The organism is Couchioplanes azureus, from assembly GCF_014648355.1.
Classification (GTDB): Bacteria; Actinomycetota; Actinomycetes; order Mycobacteriales; family Micromonosporaceae; genus Actinoplanes; species Actinoplanes azureus.
The window spans coordinates 247,389-270,712 of record NZ_BMQY01000008.1 but is presented as its reverse complement, the minus strand read 5'-3'; the positions used below and the strand labels follow the sequence as shown (position 1 = coordinate 270,712).

Below are 23,324 nucleotides of genomic sequence, written 5' to 3'. Positions count from 1 at the left end.
GCATCAGTGTGCCCCGCCGAGCCAGACGTACTCCCGGTGGTGGCCGCGGACCTCGTGCAGCACCAGGCGCGAGCGCCGGGCCAGCTGCCGCTTGACGATCTGCGGGAACCGGTCGAGGTCCATGGTGAAGTCCGGGGTGCCGAAGGTCAGCTCGGCGGTGGCCGCGAGCAGTTCGTCGTACTCGTCCATCGCCAGCCGGTAGCGGTCGGCGAGCGCCGCCTCGACGCCCATCGCCCGGGTGGCCCGCTGCGAGGCGGGTGTGACCACGGCGCTGTAGAACTCCGACGAGCAGCCGGAGCCGTAGGAGAAGACCCCGACCCGGCGCGGGCCGTCGAGCGGGGCATGGTCCAGCGTGCTGAGCAGGGAGAGGAACACCGTGCCGGCGTAGACGTTGCCGACCTCGCTCGGATAGCGCAGCGACGGGCCGAGCCGCCGGGCGAAGTCGGCCTCCAGCTCGGCGGGACCCATCCGCTTCGCCCGGCGCAGCACCGTACGGTGAGCGCCCTTGACCATGCCGGGGAACGGGGTGTGCATGGCCAGCAGGTCGAAGGTGTCGACGAGGTCGGCGCCTTCGACCTTGCGGGCATAGTCGGCGAAGGCCGCGCCGAGGCACTCGATGTAGGTGAGCAGCGACAGGTCCGCGTCGCCGGCCTCCTCGGTCGGGGTGGGCCGGCAGGTGTCCATCACCTCGAAGCTGTGGAACCCGTTGGCGCCCGGGTCCAGCGCCGCCACGACCGGGTCGTCGCCGATCAGCATGGCCACCGCGCCGGCTCCCTGGCTCGGCTCCACGTAGGTGAAGGGCACCGGGCGCGCGACGTCGCTGGCGATCACCAGCGCGCGGGTGCCCTCGTACGGGCTCGCGGCGACCACGCCCGCGGCCAGCTGCATCGCGGCCGTGGCGCTGTAGCAGGCCTGCTTGGTCTCGACGAGCCGGCAGCTGCGCGGCAGGCCGAGCTGGTCGTGCACGTACGTGGCCAGCGACTTGCCGAAGTCGAGCCCCGACTCGGTGCCCACGACGAGCAGCTCGATGCCGGCCCGCTGCTCCTCGGTGAGCGCGTCCACGAGCGGCTTCGCCGCGTTGACCGCGAACGACACCGCGTCCTCGCAGTGCAGCGCCACGCTCTTGCGCCGCATCATCAGGTTGTCCAGGCGGCTGTCGTCCAGGCGCCGGGCCCGGAACAGCTCGGGTACGTCGACGAAGGTCTCGCCGAGGTAGGCGTTGATGGCTTCGATGCCGACAGGCTTCATGAGGACTCCTCGGGTCGTACGGCCCGGACCACGAGCGAACCGTTGATGCCGCCGAACGCGAAGCTGGTGGACAGCGCCGTCCGCAGCGGTCCGGTCAGCGCGGTGCCGCCGACGAAGGCCAGGTGGCGGTCGATGGGGTCGTCGAGATTGGGGTTGGGATGGCAGGCGCCGGCTCGCAGCTGGGCGACGGTGGCGACCAGCTCGACCAGGCCCGCCGCGGACAGGCAGTGCCCGACGAGCGGCTTGGTGGAGTTGACCAGCGGACTGCGCCGGCCGAAGACGGTGCGCAGCGACCGCGCCTCGGTCTCGTCGCCCAGCACCGAGCCGGTGCCGTGGGTGTTCACGTAGTCGATGTCGTCCGGCGCGGCCCCGGCGGCGGCCAGGGCGGCACGGATGGCGGCCACCTGGCCGGCGCTGTCCGGCTCGGTGCCGCGGCGGGCGTCGAGGGCCTGCCCGTGCCCGGCCAGCTCGGCGAGGACCGGGGCGCCGCGCCGGTGCGCCGCGTCGGCGCGTTCCAGCAGTACGGCGGCCGCCGCCTGACCGTAGACGAAGCCGCGGCGGCGGCTGTCGAAGGGCCGGCACGCCCGCGGCGCCTGCCCCGGCTGCTCGACGGTGGCCATCGCCCCGGTACGCCGGAACGCCTCGCGCTCCACCGGGGACAGTTCGGCCATCGGCGCCACCACCAGGCACTCGTCGAGCCAGCCGGACTGCACGAGGCGGGCGGCCTGGATCACCGCGAGGGTCCCGGCGGCCGAGCCGGCGCCGACCGTCCAGCCCTCGCCGCGGATGCCGGTGAGCTCGCTGACCACGCCCACGACGTCGGCGTCGAGGTGGGTCAGCGCGTACGAGGCGCGCAGCCGGCCGGGGTGCCGCTGGTACTCCAGCACGGTGCGGGCCTGGTGGTCGAGGGCGAGGTTGGCGCCGGCGACCAGCAGCCCGGTCCGCGCACCGGGCGTGAACCCGGCACGGCGCACCGCGTCCAGCGCCACGCACGCCGCCGTCTGCGCCGGGCGGGTGGCCCGGCCGGCGACGCGCACGAGCCGCCCGGCGGTCTCCGCGTCCCCGGCCAGGTGACGTTCGCTCCAGCGGGCCAGCGTGAACGTGTCGAGGAGCGCGGCGGGCGACTCGCCGGGCCCGTGCCGCACCCCGGTCCGCCCGGCCAGCAGCGCCGCGGTGAACCCGTCGAGGTCCTCCGCGATGCTGCTGAGCACGGTGGCCGCGGTGAGCACCACGGCGGCGCGGGTCACGTGTGCTCCCGCAGCACGCCGACCAGCGACCGCAGGTCGTTCACCCCGGCCAGGGCGGCGGTGGGCACCCGCACCCCCAGCTCGTCCTGGACGCCGATCACGACGTCCATGCGGTCGAGGGAGTTGGCGCCGAGGTCGCGCATGGCCCGGTCGGGGCGTACGGCGTCCGGGTCGACGCCGGGCAGCACGTCGAGGACGTGGCGGCGGACGACCTCGAAGATCTCGTCGTCGGTCATCGGATCTCCTTGGTGGTGGCTTGCAGCAGGCCGAGCGCCTGGTCCACGGATAGCGACCCGTCGCGGACGGCGGCCAGCACGGCGTCCGTCCCGGAGGGTGCGCCCGGCGAGCCGGCGGTGAGCCCGCCGAGGTGCGCGGCCAGGTCGGCGATGGTGGGGTGGTCGTAGAGGACGCCGGCCTTGACGTCCAGGCCGTACTCGTGGTTGATGCCGGTCACCAGCTCGACGCCGAGGATGGAGTCCAGGCCGAGCTCGTGGAAGGAGGTGTGGTCGTCCAGCTCGCCGGGCTGCAGGAAGAGCACCTCGGCGATCCTGGTGCGCAGCCGCCGGCGGATCTCCGCACCGTCGCTCCCGCCACCCGCCGCCGCCCGCTCCGCGGCTGCCGGCGTCTGGACGACGGGCGCCGGAGCCGCGGCTGCCGGAGCCGCGGGTGCCGCGGCGGCGGACAGGAGGCCGCGGACGTGGTTCGCGAGGTCGGCCGGGGTGGGGTGGTCGTAGAGCGCGGTCGCCTTGACCGAGATGCCGAGCCGGTCGTTGAGCGCGCGGACGAACTCCACGCCGAGGATCGAGTCGACGCCCAGGTCCTGGAAGGACGAGCGGATGTCGAGCGCGCCCGGTTCCAGGTACAGCACCTCGGCGAGCCGCTCGGCCACCGCCGCCTCGACGTCCGGTCCGGCGGCCACCGGCGCCGGCCGCGAGGACGGGGCGGGCCCCGCCGGCTCCGGCCGGGCGGGCCCCGGTGTGGCGGCCGGGGCCCCGATGGTGGGACCGGTGCGGGTGAGCGGCGCAAGCACTACCTTCTGCTGCCGCGACATGGTTTCCCCTTTCACAGTGATGGGACGGCGAAGACTCAGGGCCGGGACGGCGGGCACCGGCTCTTCCGCGGCCGGGGCCGGGCGGCCGAAGTCGCGCTCTTCCGCGGCCGGGGCCGGGCGGCCGAAGTCGCGCTCTTCCGCGGCCGGGGCCGGGCGGCCGAAGTCGCGCAGGGACGGCCGCGGTGGCGGGTCGAGCGCGTCGCGCTGCGCGTCGAGGTGCTCGATCTGGTTGTCGTACCAGCAGCGGATCGCCTCGAACGGGTAGTGCGGCAACGGGATGCGCCGGCCCCGGTCCCCGGCGCCGCAGGCGGCGAGCCGGTCGCACCGGCCGCCGGCCTCCCAGTCCGCCGTGCCGGCGGTGCCGGGCCGCTCGCCGCGGGCCACCCGGTCCAGACCCGCGAGCAACTCCTCCAGCGACGACGCCTCGAGGGCGCACCGCTGCGCCAGCTCGGCCCGGCCCACCGCGAACGTGTACGCCACGTCGGCGAGCGCCGGCCGCTCCCGGGCGAGGTGCTCGCGCAGCCGCTCGGCGTACGCCCGCAACGCCGCATCGGTGCGCGCGGAGAGGAAGACGACGACCGGCTCGCCGCTGTCCGGCGCCCGGGGAGGCGCCGGCGGGGGCTGCGCCACGATGATGTGGGCGTTGGCGCCACCCGCCCCGAAGGAGCTGATGCCGGCCCGCAGCGGGCCGCCGTCGCGCGAGTGCCAGGGCGCGACCTCGCGCTGCACCACGAACGGCGTGGCGGCGAAGTCGATCTCCGGGTTGGGCGGGTCCGCGTGCAGCGACGGGACCAAGGTGCGGTGCCGCAGTTGCAGGAGCACCTTGTGCAGCGCGACCACGCCCGCCGCGGACTCCAGGTGGCCCAGGTTCGACTTGACCGAGCCGATCGGGACCGGGCCGGTGCCGGGGTCGCCGGCGCGGCGGAAGGCGGAGGTGAGGCCGCGCACCTCGATCGGGTCGCCGAGAGCGGTGCCCGTGCCGTGCGCCTCCACGTAGTCGATCGCGTCCGCGCCGAGGCCGGCCTCCTGCAGCGCCTTGCCGACCAGGTCGGCCTGGGCGCGCGGGTTGGGCACGGTGTAGCCGTTGGTCCGGCCGCCGTGGTTGGCTGCCGTGGCCAGGATGACGCCGTGGATGTGGTCACCGTCGGCGAGCGCCGCCTCCAGCGGCTTCAGCAGCACCGTGCCGACGCCCTCCCCGGGGACGTACCCGTCGCCGCCCGCGCCGAAGCTGCGGCACCGCCCGTCGGACGAGGCGAATCTGCCCTGGCCGAGCATGAAGTACTTGTTGGGATGGATGAGCACGTTGACGCCGCCGGCGATGGCGACCTGGCAGCTGCCCGAGCGCAGCGACTCGCAGGCCATGTGGACCGCGGTCAGTGCGGAGGAGCAGGCGGTGTCGACGGCGACGCTGGGCCCCTGGAAGTCGAAGAAGTACGACACCCGGTTCGCGATCGACCAGTACGAGCTGTTGGCCAGGACCGGATTGCCACGCAGCCGCTCCTCGGCCTCGTGCAGCTGGTACTCGCCGTACATCACGCCGACGAACACCCCGACGTCGCGCCGGCGCAGCGGGTCGTCGGTGGTGACCAGGGCGTCGGGGCGGTAGCCGGCGTCCTCGAGCACCGACCAGCAGCTCTGCAGCATCAGGCGGGCCTGCGGGTCGGTGACCCCGGCCTCTCGCGGGGACATGTGGAACAGCGGCGCGTCGAAGTCGGCGACGCCGTCCAGGAAGGAGCCCCATTTGGTGTGCGTACGGTCGACCCGGTTGCGGTCGGCGTCGTACAGCGCGGCGGCGTCCCAGCGGTCGGCGGGCACCTCGGTCACGAGATCGCCGCCGGCGGCGAGCGTCTGCCAGAACTCGTGCGCGTCGGCGCCGCCCGGATAGCGACCGGCCATGCCGATGATGGCGATCGCCCCCTCGGCCCGGCCGGGCCCGGCCGCACCGGCCGCAGCCGCCTGCCCGGCCGGCACGGGGTCGATGACGTCCACGACGGTTTCTCGTGCGGCGGGCGCGGGCTCCGTGGGGGCCTGCGCCGCCGCATCGCCGGCCGGCGCGGCGCTCGCCGGCAGCAGGTCCGCACACCGCTGCGGGCAGTCCTGCAGGAGGTGGTCGGTCAGTTCGGCCACGGTCTGGCACTCGAACAGCAGCGTCTTGGGTTGCCGGCCGAAGTCGGCACGGAGCATCTCGACGATCCGGATGACCAGCAGCGAGTCGATGCCGAGGTCGTCGAAGTGGCGGTCGGCGTCGATGGCGTCCGCCGGGTTCCCGGTCGCCTCGGCAAGGATCTCGGTGACGCGGTCGCAGACCGCGGCCCGGACGTCCGCGCCGGGTTCCCCGCTCGCAGGAGGCTCCCCGGGCGGTTGCGGTGCGTCGCCACCCAGGATCGGGAACGCCTCCTCCATCCGGGTACGGTCGCCGGCCAGCAGCACCGGGTCCGCGGGCACGTCCGGGGCCGTGAGCAGGACCTCCAGGGCGGCCATGCCGTCCGCCGTGGACAACGGCCGCATGCCCGCCCCCGCCAGCACCTCCTCGACGGCGTCCCCGGAGCCCATGGCGCCCTGCGCCCAGTACGGCCAGGCGACGGAGAGGGTGCGCCCGGCGCGGCGGCCGGCGCGCTCGACGGCGAACGCGTCCACGGCCGCGTTGGCGAACGCGTAGTCGGCCTGCCCCGCGCTGCCGAGCGCGGCGGACACCGACGAGAAGACGACGAAGTGGTCGAGCTGCCAGTCCGCGGTCGCCGCGTCCAGTGCGGCGGCGCCGAGCAGCTTGGGGTCGAGGACCTGGGCGGCGGACTCCGGGGTCTTGCGGATCAGGAAGGAGTCGCGCAGGACGCCGGCGCAGTGCAGGACGCCGCGTACCGGCCGCTGTCCGGCGGCGAACTCGCGCACGGCGGTGGCGTCGGTGCAGTCGAGGCAGTGGTACTCCACGGTGCCGCCCAGCGAGGACAGCCGTTGCAGCGCCGCGGCGCGGTCCCCCGTCGCGGGCGAGCGGCCGGTGAGGATCACGTGGGCGCCGTAGCGCTCCAGCAGGTGGGCGGCCAGGTGCTCGGCGAGGCGGCCCATGCCGTTGATCCAGTACCGGCCGCCGGGGACGAAGGCGGCGCCGGCGCCGGGGACGGGCGCGATCCGGGCCAGGCCGGTGGCCCGGCCACCGACGAGGTGACGGCTCGGCGGGAGGGCACCGGCCGCGGTGCGTACCGCGCCGGCCCATCCGGCCTCGGTGGCCTCGACCGCGACGAGCGCGAAGCGCGGGTTCTCCTGGGCCAGGCTGCGACCCACGGCGGCGGCGCCGCGACCGGCGGCGCACCCGGGCGGGTACGGCACGACGATCCGGGCGCCGGTGCGCGACAGCGGCCGCAGCAGCCCGCGGAGCATGGCGATCAGCCGCAGCCCCTGCTCGCGGCTGTCGCCGGCGGGCATCGGCCAGACCACGAGCGGCGGCTCGGCCGGCACCGACTCGGGCACCTCGCGGAGCACCCCGGGCAGGCCCAGCGCGGCGGCCTGCGCATCGGTGCCCTCCAGCAGGATCACCGGCCCGGCGGGGAGCGCGCCGGATGCGACCTGCCGCGTGGTCGGCGCGTACGCGTGCAGGCCCTCGGGCCATGGCGATCCCGCCACGGGCGCGGCAGGCGCGGGGGCGGTGGGGCGCAGGGTGAGGCCGGTGAGGCGCAGGACCACGGCGCCGTCGTCGTCGGTGGCGGTGAGGTCGAACTTGCGCACCCGCCGGCCGCTGCCGGCCGTGGCGGTCGGGCGCGCCTGCACGTGGATACGCTCGGGCAGCGCGGCGGCGGCCTCCAGGCGCTCGATCGCGAAGGGGATGTAGGTTTCCCCGCCGAGGGTGTCGGCGCCGAGACAGCCGAGCACGGTCTGCAGCACGCCGTCCAGCAGGTAGGGCGACACCCGGTGCCCGTCCCTCGCGGCGGCGGTCACCGTCGCCACGGCGCCGTCGGGGCCGGCGTGCAGCTCGTCGACGACCTGGAAGGCCGGGCCGTACTCCACGCCGTTGCCGGCGAACCGGCCGTACACCTCCGCGGCCGGGACCCGCGCGGTGCCCTCGGCGGAGACGGGCAGGCCGTCGGGCCCGGCGCCGGTGAGCACCTCGCCCTCGGCGTGCACGGTACGGACGCCGTCGACGTCCGAGACGATGCGGACCGTACGGCGGTCGGCGTCGAGCTCCGCCGTCAGCCGGGTGCGGGCGGCGACGCGCACGGGCCGGTGGAAGGTCACGCCGGTGAGCCCGGCGAGCGGTACGCCCAGGGCCTGCTGCCCCGCGGCCAGCGCCATGTCCAGCTGGGCCGCGGCGGGAAGGATCGCCTCGCCGGCCACCACGTGGTCGGCGACCAGCGGCTCGTCCGGTTCGAGGAACCGCTCGAACGCGATGCCGTCCACGGTCGACACGTTGCGGTCGAGCAGGGCCGCCAGCCGCTCGGGTGCCGCGTCCGGCCCGGCCGGACGCGGGAACTCGCGGCGTTCGTACGGATATCCGGGAAGCCTCAGCCGCCGCGCACCGGGTGCCGCCGGCGGCAGTGCGCCGCTGCCGCCGACCCAGGCGCGGGCGGCCGCCTCCGGGCTCTCGACGGCCGGGACCGGGGTGTCGCGGCGTTGTCCGGCGGCCAGGCTGCCGCGCATGCCGGAACCGTCACGCAGCCCGGCGATCGCGGCGCTCAGGTCGTCGGCGACCACGGCCAGGCGCTCGCGCTCGTGGCTGCGACCGTGGGTCAGCGTCGCCACCACGTCGCGCAACGCGGGAGGATCGCCCCCGGCGAGCGCCGCGTCGAGGGCGTCGGCGAGTTGCCCGGCGGCGGCGTCCAGCGCGGCCGGGGTGTGCGCGGAGACCGCCACGACCAGCCGCTCCCGCGGCGCGGGCACCGGCGCGGCCGCGGCCGGCGCCTGTTCCAGCACGACGTGGGCGTTGGTCCCGCCGATGCCGAAGGAGCTGACCGCCGCCCGGCGGGGCCCCTGCGGCACCGGCCAGGCCGGCCCGGCGGGACCGATCCGCAGCCCGGAGCCGTCGATCGGGATGCGCCGGTTCGGCACGGCGAGGTACGCCGTCGCGGGCACGGTGCCGTGTTCGAGGGCGAGGACGGCGGCGATGAAGCCGGCCACCCCGGCGGCGGTGTTCGTGTGCCCGACGAGGTGCTTGACCGAGCCCAGCACGCAGGGTTCGGCCCGGCCGCTGACGGCGCCGTACACCTGGGCCAGGGCGGAGAACTCGACCGGGTCGCCGAGGTGGGTGCCGGTGCCGTGGGTCTCCACGTAGCCGACCGACGCCGCGGGTACGCCGCCGAGCGCGAGGGCCTCCCGGATCGCCGCCTCCTGCCCGTGCGGCGACGGCGCGTGATAGTCCATCTTGCGGTCGCCGTCGTTGTTGACGGCGCTGCCGCGGATCACCGCCCGGATCGGGTCGCCGTCGGCCAGCGCGTCCGCCAGCCGGCGCAGGACCACGACGCCGACGCCGTTGCCGAAGACCGTGCCGTCGGCGGCGTCGTCGAAGGGCCGGCAGCCGCCGGTCGGCGACAGGATCATGTCGGGCCCGGCCAGGTAACCGGCCTGCGGGAAGTGCAGCGAGACGCCGCCGGCCACGGCGATGTCGCACTCCTCGCCGAGCAGGCTCTCGACCGCCAGGTGGATGCCGACCAGCGAGCTGGAGCAGGCGGTCTGCACGGTCAGGCTGGGTCCGGTCAGGCCGAGTTTGTACGACACCCGGGTCGCCGCGAAGTCCTTGTCGGTCGAGGAGAACCGCATCATGCCGGCCGCGTCCAGCTCGGTGATGCGTACCGGGGGGTTGACGGGCTGGCCGACGGAGAGGAACACCCCGGTGGGGCGGTCGCCGCCGCGCGGGTCGAGGGCGGCGTCCTCCAGCGCGTGCCGGCTCGTCTCCAGCAGCAGCCGCTGTTGCGGGTCGAGCCACGCGGCGTGCTGCGGGCTGTAGCCGAAGACGGCGGCGTCGAAGGCCTCGGCGCCGGCGAGCACGCTGCCGTAGGGCACGAACCCGCTGCGCCGTAGGGTCCGTTCGTCGTGTCCCAGCGCGACCAGCTCGGCCGGCTCGTAGCGGCGGATGCCGCTGTGGCCGCTGCGCCACAGGTCCCACAGGGCCCCGGCGGAGTCCGCGGGCCCGAACCGGCAGGCCAGTCCGACGACGGCGACGGCGTGGGGGTCGAGGGCGGTGGTGTCGGTGCTCATCCGGCGTCTCCATGTCGAAGGGCTCTGCGCAGCGCACGCCGTGACCGGGGCGCGGCGGGGGCGGCGGCGGGGGCGGCGGGGGCGGCGGGCGGCTGCATCCGGGCGTTGATCAGCTCCGCCTGGTCGGCGATGGTGGGGCGGGCGAACAGGTCCGCCACCTCGAGCCGGCTGTCCGGGAACAGCGGGGCGAGCCGGGCGTACAGGTGGCCCAGCAGCAACGAGTTGCCGCCGGCCTCGAAGAAGGTGCGGTCGCCGGCCGGCACCCCGCCGAGCACGTCGGCCCAGGCGCGGGCGACCGCCTCGGTCACCGAGCGGGCCGCCGTTGCCCGGTGCGGGGCGGGCTCGGGTGTGGCGGGCTGCGGCGCATCGCCGGCGACCGTGCCGGCCAGGGCCCGGCGGTCCACCTTGCCGCTGCTGGTCATCGGCAGCTCGGTCACCGTGCGGGCATGGTCCGGGACCATCCAGGGCGGCAGCCGCCGGGCGGCCAGGTCCCGCAGCTCGCCGAGGTCCGGCGCGGTGGCTCCGGGCCGAGGCAGCACGACCGCGGTGAGCCGGGCGTGCGCCCCCTCGCCGGTCAGCAGCACCACCGCCCGGGCCACCGCCGGATGCCCGGCCAGGACCGACTCGATCTCACCCAGCTCCACCCGGTGACCCCGGATCTTGACCTGGTCGTCGATGCGGCCCAGGAACAGCAGGCGTCCCGCGTCGTCGCGGCGGACCAGGTCTCCGGTACGGAAGTAGCGGCCACCCGCGTCCGGGTCGAGGGGGTGGGCGGCGAAGCGGCGGGCGGTCAGCTCGGGCTGGCGCCAGTACCCGGCCGCCACCGCGGGCCCACCGATCCACAGCTCGCCGTCGGGTGCGACGACCAGGTCAGTGGCGCCGATCGGGCCGCCGAGGTGGACCGGTTCACCGGCGCGCAGCAGGCCCATGGTGGACCAGATGGTGGCCTCGGTGGGGCCGTACACGTTCCAGAGGCGGCCGGTCCGCTCGCGCAGGGCGGCCGCCAGCGGGTCGGGCAGCGGCTCGCCGCCGCACAGTGCGGTGAGCCCGGGGCGTCCCGCCCAGCCGCCGTCCAGCAGCAGCTGCCAGCCGGAGGGCGTGGCCTGCATGACGGTGATGCGCTGCTCGTCGAGGGTCCGGGCGAGCCGGCGCGCGTCGAGCACGACGTCCCGGGTCGCCACCACCACGGTGCCGCCGGTGAGCAGTGGCAGGAACAGCTCCAGCACCGAGATGTCGAAGCCCACGGTGGTCACGGCCAGCAGCCGGTCCGTGGCGCCGAGGTCCGCGGCCGCGGCGATCGCGTCGAGGGTGTGCACGACGTGGGAGTGCGCGACGCCGACGCCCTTGGGTCTGCCGGTGCTGCCGGAGGTGAACATGAGATAGGCGAGGTCGTCCGGGCGTGGCCCCGGGGCCGCGCCGTCCGCCTCGGGCATCGCGGCCGGATCCAGGGTGCGCACGTCGTCCGGCAGCAGCGCGGTGAGCTCGGGCGAGGCCACCGCGAGCCGGCATCCGGCGCCTTCGAGGATCAGCGCCAGCCGCTGCGGCGGATAGGCCGGGTCGAGCGGCACGTACGGGCATCCGGCGCCGAGGACGCCGAGCAGAACGGCCGGCAGGGTGGCATCGCGCGGCAGCAGCACGGCGACCGGCTCGCCCGGCTCGGCGGCGGCGGCCACCGCGGCGGTGACGCGGCCGGCGATCCGGCCCAGCTCGTCGTAGCTGAGCGTCCGGGTCGCGTCCTGCGCCGCCACCGCGCCGGGGTGCCGGGCGATGCGGTGCCGGATGCGGCTCACCAGAGTGGCCGCGCCGGGGTCGAGCAGCGTGCCCAGCTCGGCGCGGGGGTCGCGGGCGAGCTCGCCGATCATCCGACGTACGTCGTCGACCAGCGCGTCCACGTCGGCGGCGCCCAGCGCGCCCGTACGGTGGGCGGCCAGCACCGCCATGCCGTCGCCGGAGGCGGTGACCTCCAGGCCGAGGTCGAAGTGCCCCTGCTGGCCCCGCTGGTGCAGCAGCGTGCCGAGGATCCCGGGGCGGCTCTCGCCACGCTGCCAGTTCTGGAAGGCGAACAGCAGCCTCGGCGCCTCGGCGCAGTGCCGCAGGATCCGCGGGTACGGCAGGTCGACGTGCTCCAGCGCACCACGTACCTCGTCGCGCAGGATCGCCAGCCAGTCCGGCACGGTCCGGGCGGCGTCCACGTCGACGCGGACCGGCACCGGGTTGACGAAGCAGCCGACCGTGCCGTCGTACTCGGGGCCGGGCCGGCCGTAGGTGGGCACCGCGACGGTGAAGGCGCGGTGGCCGCTGCGCCGGGCGACGGCGAGGGCGAACGCGGCCAGCAGCACCACGAAGGGCGTCACCGCGGCCTCGCGGGCCACCGCCGTGGCGGCCTCGGTCAGCTGGGTGGGGAACCGGTGGTGGCGCTGGCCCCCGGCCGGGTCGTCGCTGTGGGCGAACAGGGTCGGCGCGGGCGCGCCGGCGAGCCGGTCGGACCAGTAGGCCTCGCAGGCGTCCAGCCGGCCCGCGGGCACGTCGCGCTCGGCGCTCAGGGCCGCGCCGAACGGGGGCACCGCCGGCAGCCGCTCCCCGGCGTACAGGGCGGCGAGGTCGTCGCGCACCAGCTCGGCGGAGCGCCCGTCCACGACCAGGTGGTGGGTGACGAGCTGCAGTACGGGCGGCTCGTCGTCGCCCTGCCAGAGGATCGCCCGCAGCGGGGGCTCGGCGTCGAGCCGGAACCGCCGGTCGGCCTCGCGGCGTACCAGCTCGGCCACGGGCTCGTGCACCCTGCGGACGGTCAGTGCGGGCGGCCGGTCCGAGGGGGTGAGGCGCACCTCGCCGGCGTCGGCGGTGAGCTGCGAGGCCAGCACGGGATGGCGCTGCACCAGGGCGGTGACGGCGGCGGCGAGCGCATCCCGGTCCACATCGGAGGGCAGCCGCCACGCCTGGGAGATGTTGTACGGCGCGGCCGCGGTCGTCGCCTGGTCGGCGAGCCAGATCCCGAAGAGCCGTTCCGGCAGCCGGTCGTCGACGCCGGTGTCCGCGGTGGGAGCGGCCGGAGCCGGTGCCGGGGTGGCGGCGAGCAGTCCGCCGATCCGGTCGGCGCGCTCGGCCTCGATCGTCCGGGCCAGATCGGCCAGCGTGGCGCAGTCCATGAGGGTACCCATCGGCAGGCGCCCGATCTCCGCCTCGAGGCCCCGGTTGAGCCGCATGAGCGCCACCGAGTCGACGCCGTACTCGATCAGGTCACGGTCCGGTGCGATCCCGGCCGGGTCGATGCCGACCGCCTCGGCGACATGCCGCCGCAACCAGTCGATCAGCGGCGCCGAGGTGCCGGGCGCGGCGGGCGCGGCGGGCGCGGCGGGCGCGGCGGGCGCGGCGGGCGCGGCGGGCGCGGCGGGCGCGGCGGGCGCGGCGGGCGCGGCGGGCGCGGCGGGCGCGGCGGGCGCGGCGGGCGCCGGTGCGGCCGTGGCTGTGGCCGTGGCTGTGGCTGTGGCTGTGGCGACCGTGGGTACCGCGGCCTCCCAGCGCCGGCGGTCTCCGTGCACCAGGGCCAGGTACGCCGGCCCGTCGTCTGCGGCGCACTCCCGCCACAGCAGCTCGGCGGCGTACGCGGACGGCATCGGGGTGAGCCCGAGGGTCTCGGCGAGGTAGGCCAGCGACGCCTCGTCGGGCAGCATGCCCGCGTCGGCCAGGACGGGCAGGCCCGCGGAGAACGTGCGGCCGCGGCGCTCCCCGCGGGCGACGGCGGCCGCCCGGGCGGCGGCGAAGCCGTCCAGGAAGCCGTTGGCGAACGCGTAGTCCGACTGGCCCTGGTTGCCCGCGGCGGCGGCCAGCGACGAGGCGAGCACGAAGAAGTCGAGGCGGTGCCCGGCGAACGCCTCGTCCACCGTCACGGCGCCGAGGATCTTCGCGGCGCACACGGCGCGGATGTTCTCGTCGCGCTTGCCGCGCAGGAAGCCGTCGCGCAGGACCCCGGCGAGGTACACGATGCCGGTGACCGTGGGCTCGGCGGCGGCCAGGTCCCCGACCTGGGCCGGGTCGGTCACGTCGCACCTGCGGTAGCGGATCTGCGCCTGCGGTGCGGCGGCGCGCAACTCGGCGAGCACCGGCTCGGCGGCCGGGGACCGCCCGGCCAGGACCAGGGTGGCGCGGGGGCAGCGGCGCAGCAGATCCGCGGCGACCGCCCGGCCGAGTCCGCCGAGCCCGCCGAGGAGCAGGTAGCAGCCGTCGGCGGCGAGCTCCGGCGCGGCCGGCGCGGGGTCCCGGCGCACCAGCACGGCGCGCTCGCGGCGGCCGCGGTCCAGGCGCAGCCACGATCCGCTGGTGAACCCGGGGTCGCCGGTGAGGGCGTCCGGCACCGCCCGGGGGTCGGCCAGCGCGGCGCGGGCGACGGTCACCAGCCGGATGCCCAGCCGGGCCGTCTCCCCCGCGGCCGTACGGACCAGCCCGTGCAGGGCGTGCAGGAACGGCGAGGGGTCGCCGTCGGCGGCGGTGAGCACGTGCACCCGGGTGCCGTCGAGCTCACGGTCGCGGATGAGGTCGCGCAGGTGCCGGAACGGTGCGAGCGCCGGGAAGTCGTCGTAGTGGGCGCCGGGGCGCACACCGTACCCGTCGTCGTGACCGGTCAGGTCGACGATCACCTCGCTCGCGGGCCCGGGGTTCGCGCCGGCCGCGTCGGCGACCGCACCGCGGCCGAGGACGCGGACCCGCGGCACCGGGTGACCGCCGCCGTCCGCGGGCTCCCATCCGTGCCGGTAGGCGGCGACCGGCGGGGCCGCGACCGGGGTGGTCCCGCCGGAGGCCGAGACGGTGAAGCCCTCGGCGACCGCGGCCACCTCTCCGCCGGCGGTCACCACGGTCAGGTCGAACGTGACCGGCCCGGTACGCCGCACCCGCAGCCACCCCTCGGATCCGGCGGGCCGGTGCACGGTGAGCCGGTCGATACCCAGCGGCCGGTACCGGCGCCCGGGTGCGGCGCTCACCAGGGTCCACGCGGCGACCTGGCAGGCGGCGTCGAGCACGGCCGGGTGCAGCACCTGCCGTCCGTCGGCGTCCTCGCCGGGCGCGAGGGCGAACCGGGCGACGACCTCGGTGCCGTCGTCGCGGACCGACCGGACGGTACGGTACGTGCGGCCGTAGGCGAAGCCCGCGGCCGAGAACGCGGCGTAGAACTCGTCCGCGCCGACGCCTCCGTCGGGGTCGAGCGGCCCCGGGGCGGGAACCGCGCCGCGGCGTGCGGTGACGAGCCCCTCGGCGACCGTCCGCTCGCCGGCCCGCGTCCGGAAGCCGCCGTCGCGCAGCTCGACGCGGACGGTGAGCGGCGCGCCGGTGGCCGCCTCGGGCCAGGTCAGAGCCTCCAGGGCGACGTCGTACGGCGAGCGCCCGGCCGCGAGCAGCGCCTCGTAGACCAGCTCCGGGTGGAGGGCACCGGGCAGGGTCGGTGCGGAGTCCACGACGTGGTCGCTCAGCAGCGCGGAGGCGCCGGTCAGGGTCAGCTCGGCGTGCCGTTCCCGCGGCGCGTCGACGACCCCGAGCAGGGGCAGCCCCGCGGTACGCCCCGCGATGGCCGGTGCACTGTGGTCGAACGACGTGGTCGGCAGGGGCACCCGGCGTCCCTTCGGGGGCGGGACGTCGGGGGCGCCCGTCCGTACGCCCGGGTGGTCCTCGCCGCGGGCCAGCGCGGCGAAGGCGGCGGCCAGCTCGGCGCGCGTGCTCCCGGACACGACGGCGGCGCAGGGGAACCGCTCGCGCCCGGCGTCCATGGTGTACGCTAGGTCGCTCAGCCGGTCGGGGAACCGCACGAGCGCCTGCCGCGGAGCGTCGTCGGCGGCCAGCCGGGCCAGCCGTCCGGCAAGCTCCGCCAGCCGCCCGGGGTCCGGCGCGCAGACGGGCACGGCGACCGGCCCGTCCTCACCGGCCCGCCGCGCTGCCGGGTGTTCCTCGAGGATCACGTGCGCGTTGGTGCCGCCGGCGCCGAAGGAGCTGACCGCGGCGCGACGCGGTCCGGCGCCGGCGGGCCAGGCGGCGGCCTCGCGCTGCAGCCGCAACGGGCTCTCGTCCAGGCGCAGCTTCGGGTTCACCCGGTCCACGTGCAGCGTGGGAACGAGGGTGGCGTGGTGCAGTTGCAGGATCGCCTTGGTGAGCCCGGCGACGCCGGCCGCCGCCTCGCCGTGGCCGATGTTGGACTTGACGGATCCCAGGCTCACACCCTCGGCGCCGTCGAGGGCCAGGGTGAGGGCGCGCAGCTCGATGGGGTCGCCGAGCTCGGTGCCGGTGCCGTGGGCCTCGACCGCGCCCACCGTGTGCGGGGCGACGCCGGCGCGTCGCAGGACGGCGGAGATCAGCTCGGCCTGCGCCACCGGGTTGGGCACGGTGTATCCGCCGGTGCCGCCGCCGTGGTTGACGGCGGTGCCGCGGATGACGGCGTACACCGTGTCGCCGTCCGCCTCGGCGTCGGCGAGTCGCTTGAGCACCAGCGCGCCGGCGCCCTCGCCGGGCACGAAGCCGTCACCGCCGGCGCCGAACGCCCGGGTGGCGTCCCCGTGCGACGGCATGCCGAGCGCGCAGAGCCCGGCGAAGCGGTCGGGGTGCAGGTAGAGGTTGACACCGCCGGCGAGGGCGAGGTCCACCTCGCGGGCCGCGAGCGCCTGGGCGGCCAGGTGCACCGCCGTGAGCGAGCTGGAGCACATGGTGTCCACGGCCAGGCTGGGCCCGCGCAGGTCGAAGGCGTGCGAGACGCGGTTGGCGACCGAGGCGAGGGCGGTGACGGCGTACTCCGGGTTGTCCGCACCGGCCCGGCGCCGGTCGCGGCCGGCGAGCAGGCCGCTGGTGCCGGTGACGCCGGCGTAGATGCCGACCGGTCGCCCGGCCAGGGAACGCCGCGCATAGCCCGCGGTCTCGAACGCCGTCCACGCGGTCTCCAGGAAGACCCGCTCCTGGGGGTCCATCGCGGCGGCCTCGCGGGGCGCGATGCGGAACAGGGCGGCGTCGAAGCCGTCGTGGTCGTCGAGGAAATGCCCCCAGCGGGCGTAGCCGCCGCCGACGGTGCGGGCGGTGCGCCAGTCCCAGCGCTCGGCGGGGACCTCGCGGGCGGTCGAACGTCCGGCGCGCAGCAGCTCCCAGAAGGAGTCGACGTCCGGGGCGCCGGGATAGCGCCCGGCCAGGCCGACGACGGCGATCGGCGTCGCCGCGCCCGGCTCCGCGCCGGCCACCACGGGCCGCAGTTCCCCGGCGGACACCGGCGCCGTCACCGGCGCGGCGGGCGGCGTCGCGGCGACGACGGACGCGGGGAGTACGGGCGCGGGGACGACGGGCGCGGGGACGACGGGCGCGGGGACGACGGGCGCGGGGACGACCGGGGTCGAGGGAACCAGGGTGGCGAGGTGGCCGGCCAGCGCGTCGAGGGTCCGGTGCTCGAAGAGGACGGTCGAGGCGAGATCGGCGCCGAAGCGCCGGGACACCGCGTCCACGAGCTCGTTGTTGAGCAGCGAGTCGATGCCCATCTCCTGCCAGGTCGCGTCGCCGGGCAGCGGGGACGAGGCTTCACCGGTGAGCTTGCGCACGATGGCCCGCAGCTCGTCGCCGATGTCCTGCGACCCCTCCCGGCCGGCAGGGCCGGTGCGCACGGCGGTCAGCACGGTGACCGCGCCGGGCGCGCCCGAGTGCGGTGCGGCGCTCATCCGCCAGCCCTGCTCGGCGAAGAGCCGTTCCCAGCGTGCCACGTCGAGCAGCGGCCCGTGCGGCAGCCGGCGCTGCGGGTCGGCGGTACGCCACCACCCGTCGGTGATGCCGAAGACGATCGTGTAGACGGCGGCCGGGACCACCATCTCGCCGAGCACCAGGCTCCCGCCCGGGGCGAGCAGCGTGCCCAGGTGCCGCAGCGTCGTGGCGAGGTCCGTGGTGGCGTGCACGACGTTGCTCGCGAGGACGAGGTCGAACGAACCGGGTGTGAAGCCCTGCTCCGCCGGGTCGCGTTCGACGTCCAGGATGGCGGTGCGGATCGCGTCGCCGAAGCGGCGTCGCCCCTCGTTGAGGAACGCGGGCGACAGGTCGCTGTAGACATAGTCGGTGTCCTGCGGGAGGCGGGGTCGCACGACCCGCGTGGTGCCGCCCACGCCGGCGCCGACCTCGAGGACCCGCGGCCGGCGACCGGTGCCCGCGAGCGCCGCGACGACCCGGGCGGCCTCGTCCGCCACCGCCGCGTTGGCCGGGTCGAACAGCAGGTTGCCGGAGTAGATGCGGGAGACGCCGGTGAGGTCGCCGCGCGGGAAGAGAACCTCGGTGGGGCTCTGCTCTCCGCGCAGCACCGGCCCGATCCGGTCGGCGACCCGGTCCAGCAGGTCGAGATGACCGTCCAGGTCACCGTGGTCGGCGAGCAGGTCGCGGCGCAGTGCGGCCGGATCCGCGCCGGTGGCGGCGCCGGCGAGCAGGTCGAGCAGCGCCGCGACGAGGCGGTGGTGTGCCGGTACGGCCCGCAGCCGCTCCACCGCGGCGCCGAGCGACACCCCGGCGTCGGTGAGGCCGAGCTCACCCAGCTTCCGTCCGATCAGGGCGGTGGCGTAGCGCTCCAGCCGCCGGGCCGCGGCCGCGGCCGGACCGCCGGGCGCACCGGGGCCGAGACCGGCCTGCGGGCTGGCCGTCTCGTCCGGCGCGCCGGGGGCGAGAGCGGCCCGCGGGCCGGCCGTCTCGTCCGGCGCGCCGGAGGCGAGAGCGGCCCGCGGGGCGCCCGGATCGCCGGGGGCGAGGTGCGCCCGCAGCGCTTCGGGGTCGCCGGCGAGGACGGCCACCTGCGCGTCGTCGCCGGTCAGCGCGGCTTCCAGGGCGGCGATGCCGACCTGCGGCGAGAACGGGGCCAGCCCCGGATAGCTGCGCAGCACGTGCCGGCTGTACCGGCGGGCGAGCCCGGTGTCCTGCCACAGCCCCCAACCGACGGTGCGGACCGGTCCGGGCCGGCCGTCGGTGGCGGCGGCGAAGAAGTCGAGGAAGCTGTTGGCGGCGGCGTAGTTGAGCCCGCCCTCGCTGCCGAACAGGCCGGCGATGGAGGACGACAGCAGCAGCGGTACGCCGTCGAGCCGCCGGTGCAGCTCCAGCACCGCGGTGACCTTGGTGGCCAGGACGGCGTCCAGGTCGGCGGGCGTCAGCTCGCCGATGCGGGCGGCGCTGACCGACCCGACGGTGTGCAGCACGGCGTCCGGCTCGCCGAGACGCGACCGGCAGTACGCCAGGACGTCGGCCACGTCCGCGGCGCGGCTCAGGTCGGCCTGCCGGTACTCGGCCCGGCCGCCGGCCGCCGTGACGTCCGCCAGCAGCCGGTCCGTGTGGTCTCCGGCGGGTGACCGGCCGACCAGCAGCAGCCGGGCGCCGTACCGGGTCGCGAGGTGCCGGGCGGTCGCGCTGCCGATGCCGCCGGTCCCGCCCAGGATGACGTAGGTGCCGCCGGGGCGCAGGCCCGCATGCCCGGCGCCGGGCCGCTTCCGCTGCCACACCTGCTGCCAGCGCTGCTGGTGGCGCAGCGCCACCAGGGGTGCGTCCGGGCCGCACGGCTCGCACGCCACCGGGGCCGGGTCGGCGTCGGTGCCGGCCAGGTCGAGGGCGCACACCGTGACGGCGGGCAGTTCGCGGGGGATGCTCCGGACGGCGCCGAGCAACGCGCCCTGCAACGCCGCGCCGGGCCGGGGCGCACCGCCGAGGGGTGCGGCGAGCCCGGTGGTGACCAGGCGGACGGTCGCGGGGACGGCCGTGTCGGCCAGCACCTCGGCGACCGTCAGCACGGCGATCAGCCAGGTACGCAGCGCCTGGACGCCGGTCTCGTCGGCACGCCACCGCGCGCCGCCGACCAGCAGGTGCACGTCCAGCGGCCCGGTGCCCTCGCCGGCGGCGGCGCGCAGGCGCCGGTGCAGCTCGGGGTCGGCGGCGTCGATGCCGTCTGCCGCGGCGAGTCCGGCGGTGCCGGAGTCGTGCACCACGACGGTGCGCCGGCCGGGTTCGGGAGCGCCCGCGGCCGGCAGGGGCACCCACTGCGGCGTGAGAAGGAACGCGGGCGCCGGGTCGGCGTCGTCGCCGGACGGCACGGCCCGCAGCCGCAGTCCCCGGATCCGGACCACGCCGGGCACGACGACGTCGACGGTGGCGTGGCCGGTGCCCGACTCCACGCGGGACACCTGCACGGCGGCCCGCCGGGGCACCTCGCCGGTCCAGTCCAGCTCGTCGATGCCGGCCGCGACGAGCGTCGCGGAGGTGTCGAGGACCGCGTGCGAGGCCTGCAACACGGCGTCGAGCCAGGCGACGCGCCGGGTCCGCGGATCGGGGTGCGCCGGGGGAACCACGACGCCCGCGGCACGGTCACCGGCACGGCGCAGCTCGTGCACGACCCGGTACACCGGCCCCACGTCGATGCCGCGCCCGCTCAGCAACAGCGGCAGATCGACCGGCTCGCCACCGGTCGTCCCGGGGCCGTCGCCGCCGGGCTCCTCCGCGGCGGCGGTGGCGGCGGCCGTGGCGGTGACACACGGCTCGCCGGCGGCCAGCACGGTACGCCCGGCCGCGTCCGCCTCCACGCGCAGCGTGTCGCCGTCGCCGGCGTCGACCGGGCGCAGGAAGCGAACCTGGCGCAGATGCAGCGGTCCCCCGGTACCGAGGCTGTCGAGGAGCGCGGCGCCGGGCAGGACCGCCCGCCCCCGCACGGTGTGCCGGGCCAGCGGTCCGTCCGGGTCGAACGGGCCGTCACCGGGAGCCGCGGCGCCGACGGCCATCGCCGCAGGATCGCCGGAGAGCCAGTACGGCCGGCGGCGGAACTCGAACGGCGGCCGCGACGCCCGGCCCGGGTATCCCTCGGGTGCCTCCTGCACCACCGCGTGGGCGTTGGAGCCGCCGAATCCGAAGGCGCTGACCGCGGCGACGCGCGGCCGGCCCGGCGTGGCGGGCCACGGGGTGGCGCCGGTCGGCACGGCGACCGGCGTACCGGCCAGGTCGATGCCGGGGTTGAGCCGGTCGTGACCCACGCTGGCCGGGACGACCCCGTGCCGCAGCAGCTGGACCACCTTGATCAGGCCGATCAGCCCGGCCGCCGCCTCGAGGTGGCCGATGTTGGACTTCACCGACCCGACCCACAACCTGCCGCCGGGTCCGCCGGCGCGGGCGGGGACCTCGCCGGAGTCGGCGCCGAGCGCACCGAGCAGGCCGGCCATCTCGATCGGGTCGCCGAGCGCGGTGCCCGTGCCGTGCGCTTCGAGGTAGCCGAGGCGCTCGGGGGCCACGCCGGCACGGTGCAGGGCCCGGCGGATCAGCCGGGTCTGCGCGGCGGGGTTGGGCGCGGTGAGCGAGGCGGCACGTCCACCGTGGTTCACCGCCACCCCGCGGACGACGGCGAGGACGGGGTCGCCGTCGGCCCGGGCCTTGGACAGCGGCTTGAGCACCACCCAGCCCGCGCCCTCGCCGCGGACGAAGCCGTCGGCGTCGGCGTCGAACACCCGGCTGCGCCCGTGCGGGGACAGCATCCCGGCCTGACCGTACGCGGCGGTGTTGAACTGGTTGCTGATGAGGTTGGCGGCGCCCACGAGCGCGGTGGAGCAGTCCCCGGCACGCAGGCCGGCGATCGCGGTGGCCAGCGCGGTGAGGCCGCCGGAGCAGGCGGTGTCGAGGGTGATGCTCGGCCCGGCGAGGTCGTAGTGGAACGACACGCGGTTGGCCAGGAAGGCGGGGAACGTCCCGACGGTGGCGTAGCCGTCCGCGGTGCCGGCGGTGACGGCGAGCTCGCGGTAGTCGTATCCGCAGGCGGCGACGTAGACGCCGGTGTCCGTGCCGGCCAGCGCGGCCGGGTCGATGCCGGCGTGGTCGAGGGCGTGCCGGCTCAGCTCGAGCAGCATCCGCTGTTGCGGGTCCATCGCCGCGGCCTGCCGGGCGGTGACGCCGAAGTGGTCGGCGTCGAAGAGGTCGATGCGGTCGAGCAGCGCGGCGGTGAGCTCGGTGCCGAGGCTCGCCCGCCGGGAGGGCGGCACGGGCCCGATGCGGCACTCGCCCCGGCGCAGCAGCTCCCAGAACTCGTCCGGCCCGGACGCGCCGGGCACCAGGCAGGACATGCCGATGACCGCGATGTCCTCGTCCCCGCGGGCAGAGGCGGCGCCGTCGCTCACGGCCACGTCCGGCGCGGTTGCGGTGGCTTCGCTCACCCCCACCGGCGCGGAGCGGGACCGCAGCTCGGCCACGTGGACGGCCAGATCGCGGGGACGCGGGAAGCGCCAGAGCGCCACCACCGGCAGGGTGACACCAGCGGCCTCCCCGGCCGCGCGGGCGTAACGCACCGCCTGCGCCGACGTCAGACCCTGCTCCTGCAAGGGCAGATCCGGGTCGACCGGCCGCCGCAGCACGGCGGCCGCGACGCCGGTGAGCCGTTCGAGCAGATCCGTGGCCGCCGGGACCGGTTCCCCGGCGGGTTCCACCGGGACGGGATCCCCGGCGGACCGTGCCGGCAGGGCCGCGCGGACGGCACCGAGGAAGTCCGCCGCCTGGCGACCGTTGAGTACACAGTGGTCGAAGGCGAGCACCATCTCGCGGGACCCGTCCCGTACGCCGCCCAGGAACAGCGTGGCCGTCGCGGGCGGTACGACCACCGGCGTGGCCGAGACGACGCTCTCGTCCAGATGGGACAGGATCAGGGTGACGCTGTCGTCGGCCGCGGAGGATCCGGCGCGGGCCGCGCGGACGGCCTCCTCGTAGCCGGCCGCGAACCCCGCGGGGCTCAAGGTGTCGGCCTCCGGCACCACGGCGACGCACAGGTCCCCCTCGTCGCTGGTCACCGCGATGCCGAGGTTGACGTGCGGCAGAAGGTGCAGCCGGTCGCCGGCGATTCGCGAGCGCACCAGCGGGTGGTCGGCGGCCACCGTCGCGACGACCCGGGCGAACGTCCGGAACGGCGTGGCCGACGGGTCCAGCGCGGCAGCCTCCGCCAGCGCGTCCTCGGGCAGCGGCACGGTGACGGCGGCGGTCACGACCGTACCCGCGGAGCGGCGCATGGCGGCGTTGAGCCGCTGCTGCCGGGGACTGATCGGCGTGGACGCATCCACCGCCGCGGCCGGTACGCCGGCCTCCTCGGCCGGCGCCGCGCGGCCGTCCAGGTAGGCGGCCACGTCCTCGGGCAGGAGAACCGTTCCGGCGGCGGGGATCGCGGCGAGGTCGGCGCGCTTGAGGCCGAACTGACGGCCGAAGGCCCGGGTACGCGGCGGGATCCACGGCGGCGGCGCCTCCTGCCCGCCGGGTACGCCCACCGCCGCCTGCCCGGCGGGTACGCCCACCGCCGCCTGCCCGGCGGGTACGCCCACCGCCGCCTGCCCGGCGGGTACGCCCACCGCCGCCTGCCCGGCGGGTACGCCCACCGGCTCGAGCTCCGCGACCGGCGTGCCGACCGCGACGGTGTCGCCCTCGGCGACCAGCCACCTCCCGAGCACCCCGTCCGCCGGGGACTCGATCTCCAGCGCGGCCTTGTCGTGCTCCAGCTCGTACACGACCTCGTCCTTGGCCACGCGGTCGCCCGGCGCCCTCAGCAGGGCGGTTATCCGTACCTCGACGATGCCCTCACCGAGCCGAGGGACCACCAGCTGCGTCAT

Annotated in this window: 5 protein-coding genes; all 5 read right to left on the bottom strand. The window is 76.8% G+C overall.

What is annotated here, in order from left to right; translation table 11 throughout:
- Positions 1 to 3: 3 nt before the first annotated feature.
- From IEY99_RS26310 to IEY99_RS26290, 5 genes are read right to left on the bottom strand one after another with little or no spacing between them, the layout of a single operon-like run.
- Positions 4 to 1,248 (bottom strand): hydroxymethylglutaryl-CoA synthase family protein, encoded by a 1,245-nt coding sequence (locus IEY99_RS26310; RefSeq protein ID WP_189206747.1) that lies wholly within the window; start codon positions 1,246 to 1,248, stop codon positions 4 to 6.
- Complete coding sequence (locus tag IEY99_RS26305) at positions 1,245 to 2,495, bottom strand: beta-ketoacyl synthase N-terminal-like domain-containing protein (RefSeq protein WP_189206746.1); 1,251 nt, start codon at positions 2,493 to 2,495, stop codon at positions 1,245 to 1,247. The genes IEY99_RS26310 and IEY99_RS26305 overlap by 4 nt, the downstream gene beginning before the upstream one ends.
- Positions 2,492 to 2,731 (bottom strand): phosphopantetheine-binding protein, encoded by a 240-nt coding sequence (locus IEY99_RS26300; RefSeq protein WP_189206745.1) that lies wholly within the window; start codon positions 2,729 to 2,731, stop codon positions 2,492 to 2,494. The genes IEY99_RS26305 and IEY99_RS26300 overlap by 4 nt, the downstream gene beginning before the upstream one ends.
- Complete coding sequence (locus IEY99_RS26295; RefSeq protein WP_189206744.1) at positions 2,728 to 9,729, bottom strand: beta-ketoacyl synthase N-terminal-like domain-containing protein; 7,002 nt, start codon at positions 9,727 to 9,729, stop codon at positions 2,728 to 2,730. Before IEY99_RS26295 ends, IEY99_RS26300 begins: the two co-directional genes overlap by 4 nt.
- On the bottom strand, positions 9,726 to 23,324 hold the full coding sequence (locus tag IEY99_RS26290; RefSeq protein WP_189206743.1) for a non-ribosomal peptide synthetase: 13,599 nt from the start codon (positions 23,322 to 23,324) through the stop codon (positions 9,726 to 9,728). Before IEY99_RS26290 ends, IEY99_RS26295 begins: the two co-directional genes overlap by 4 nt.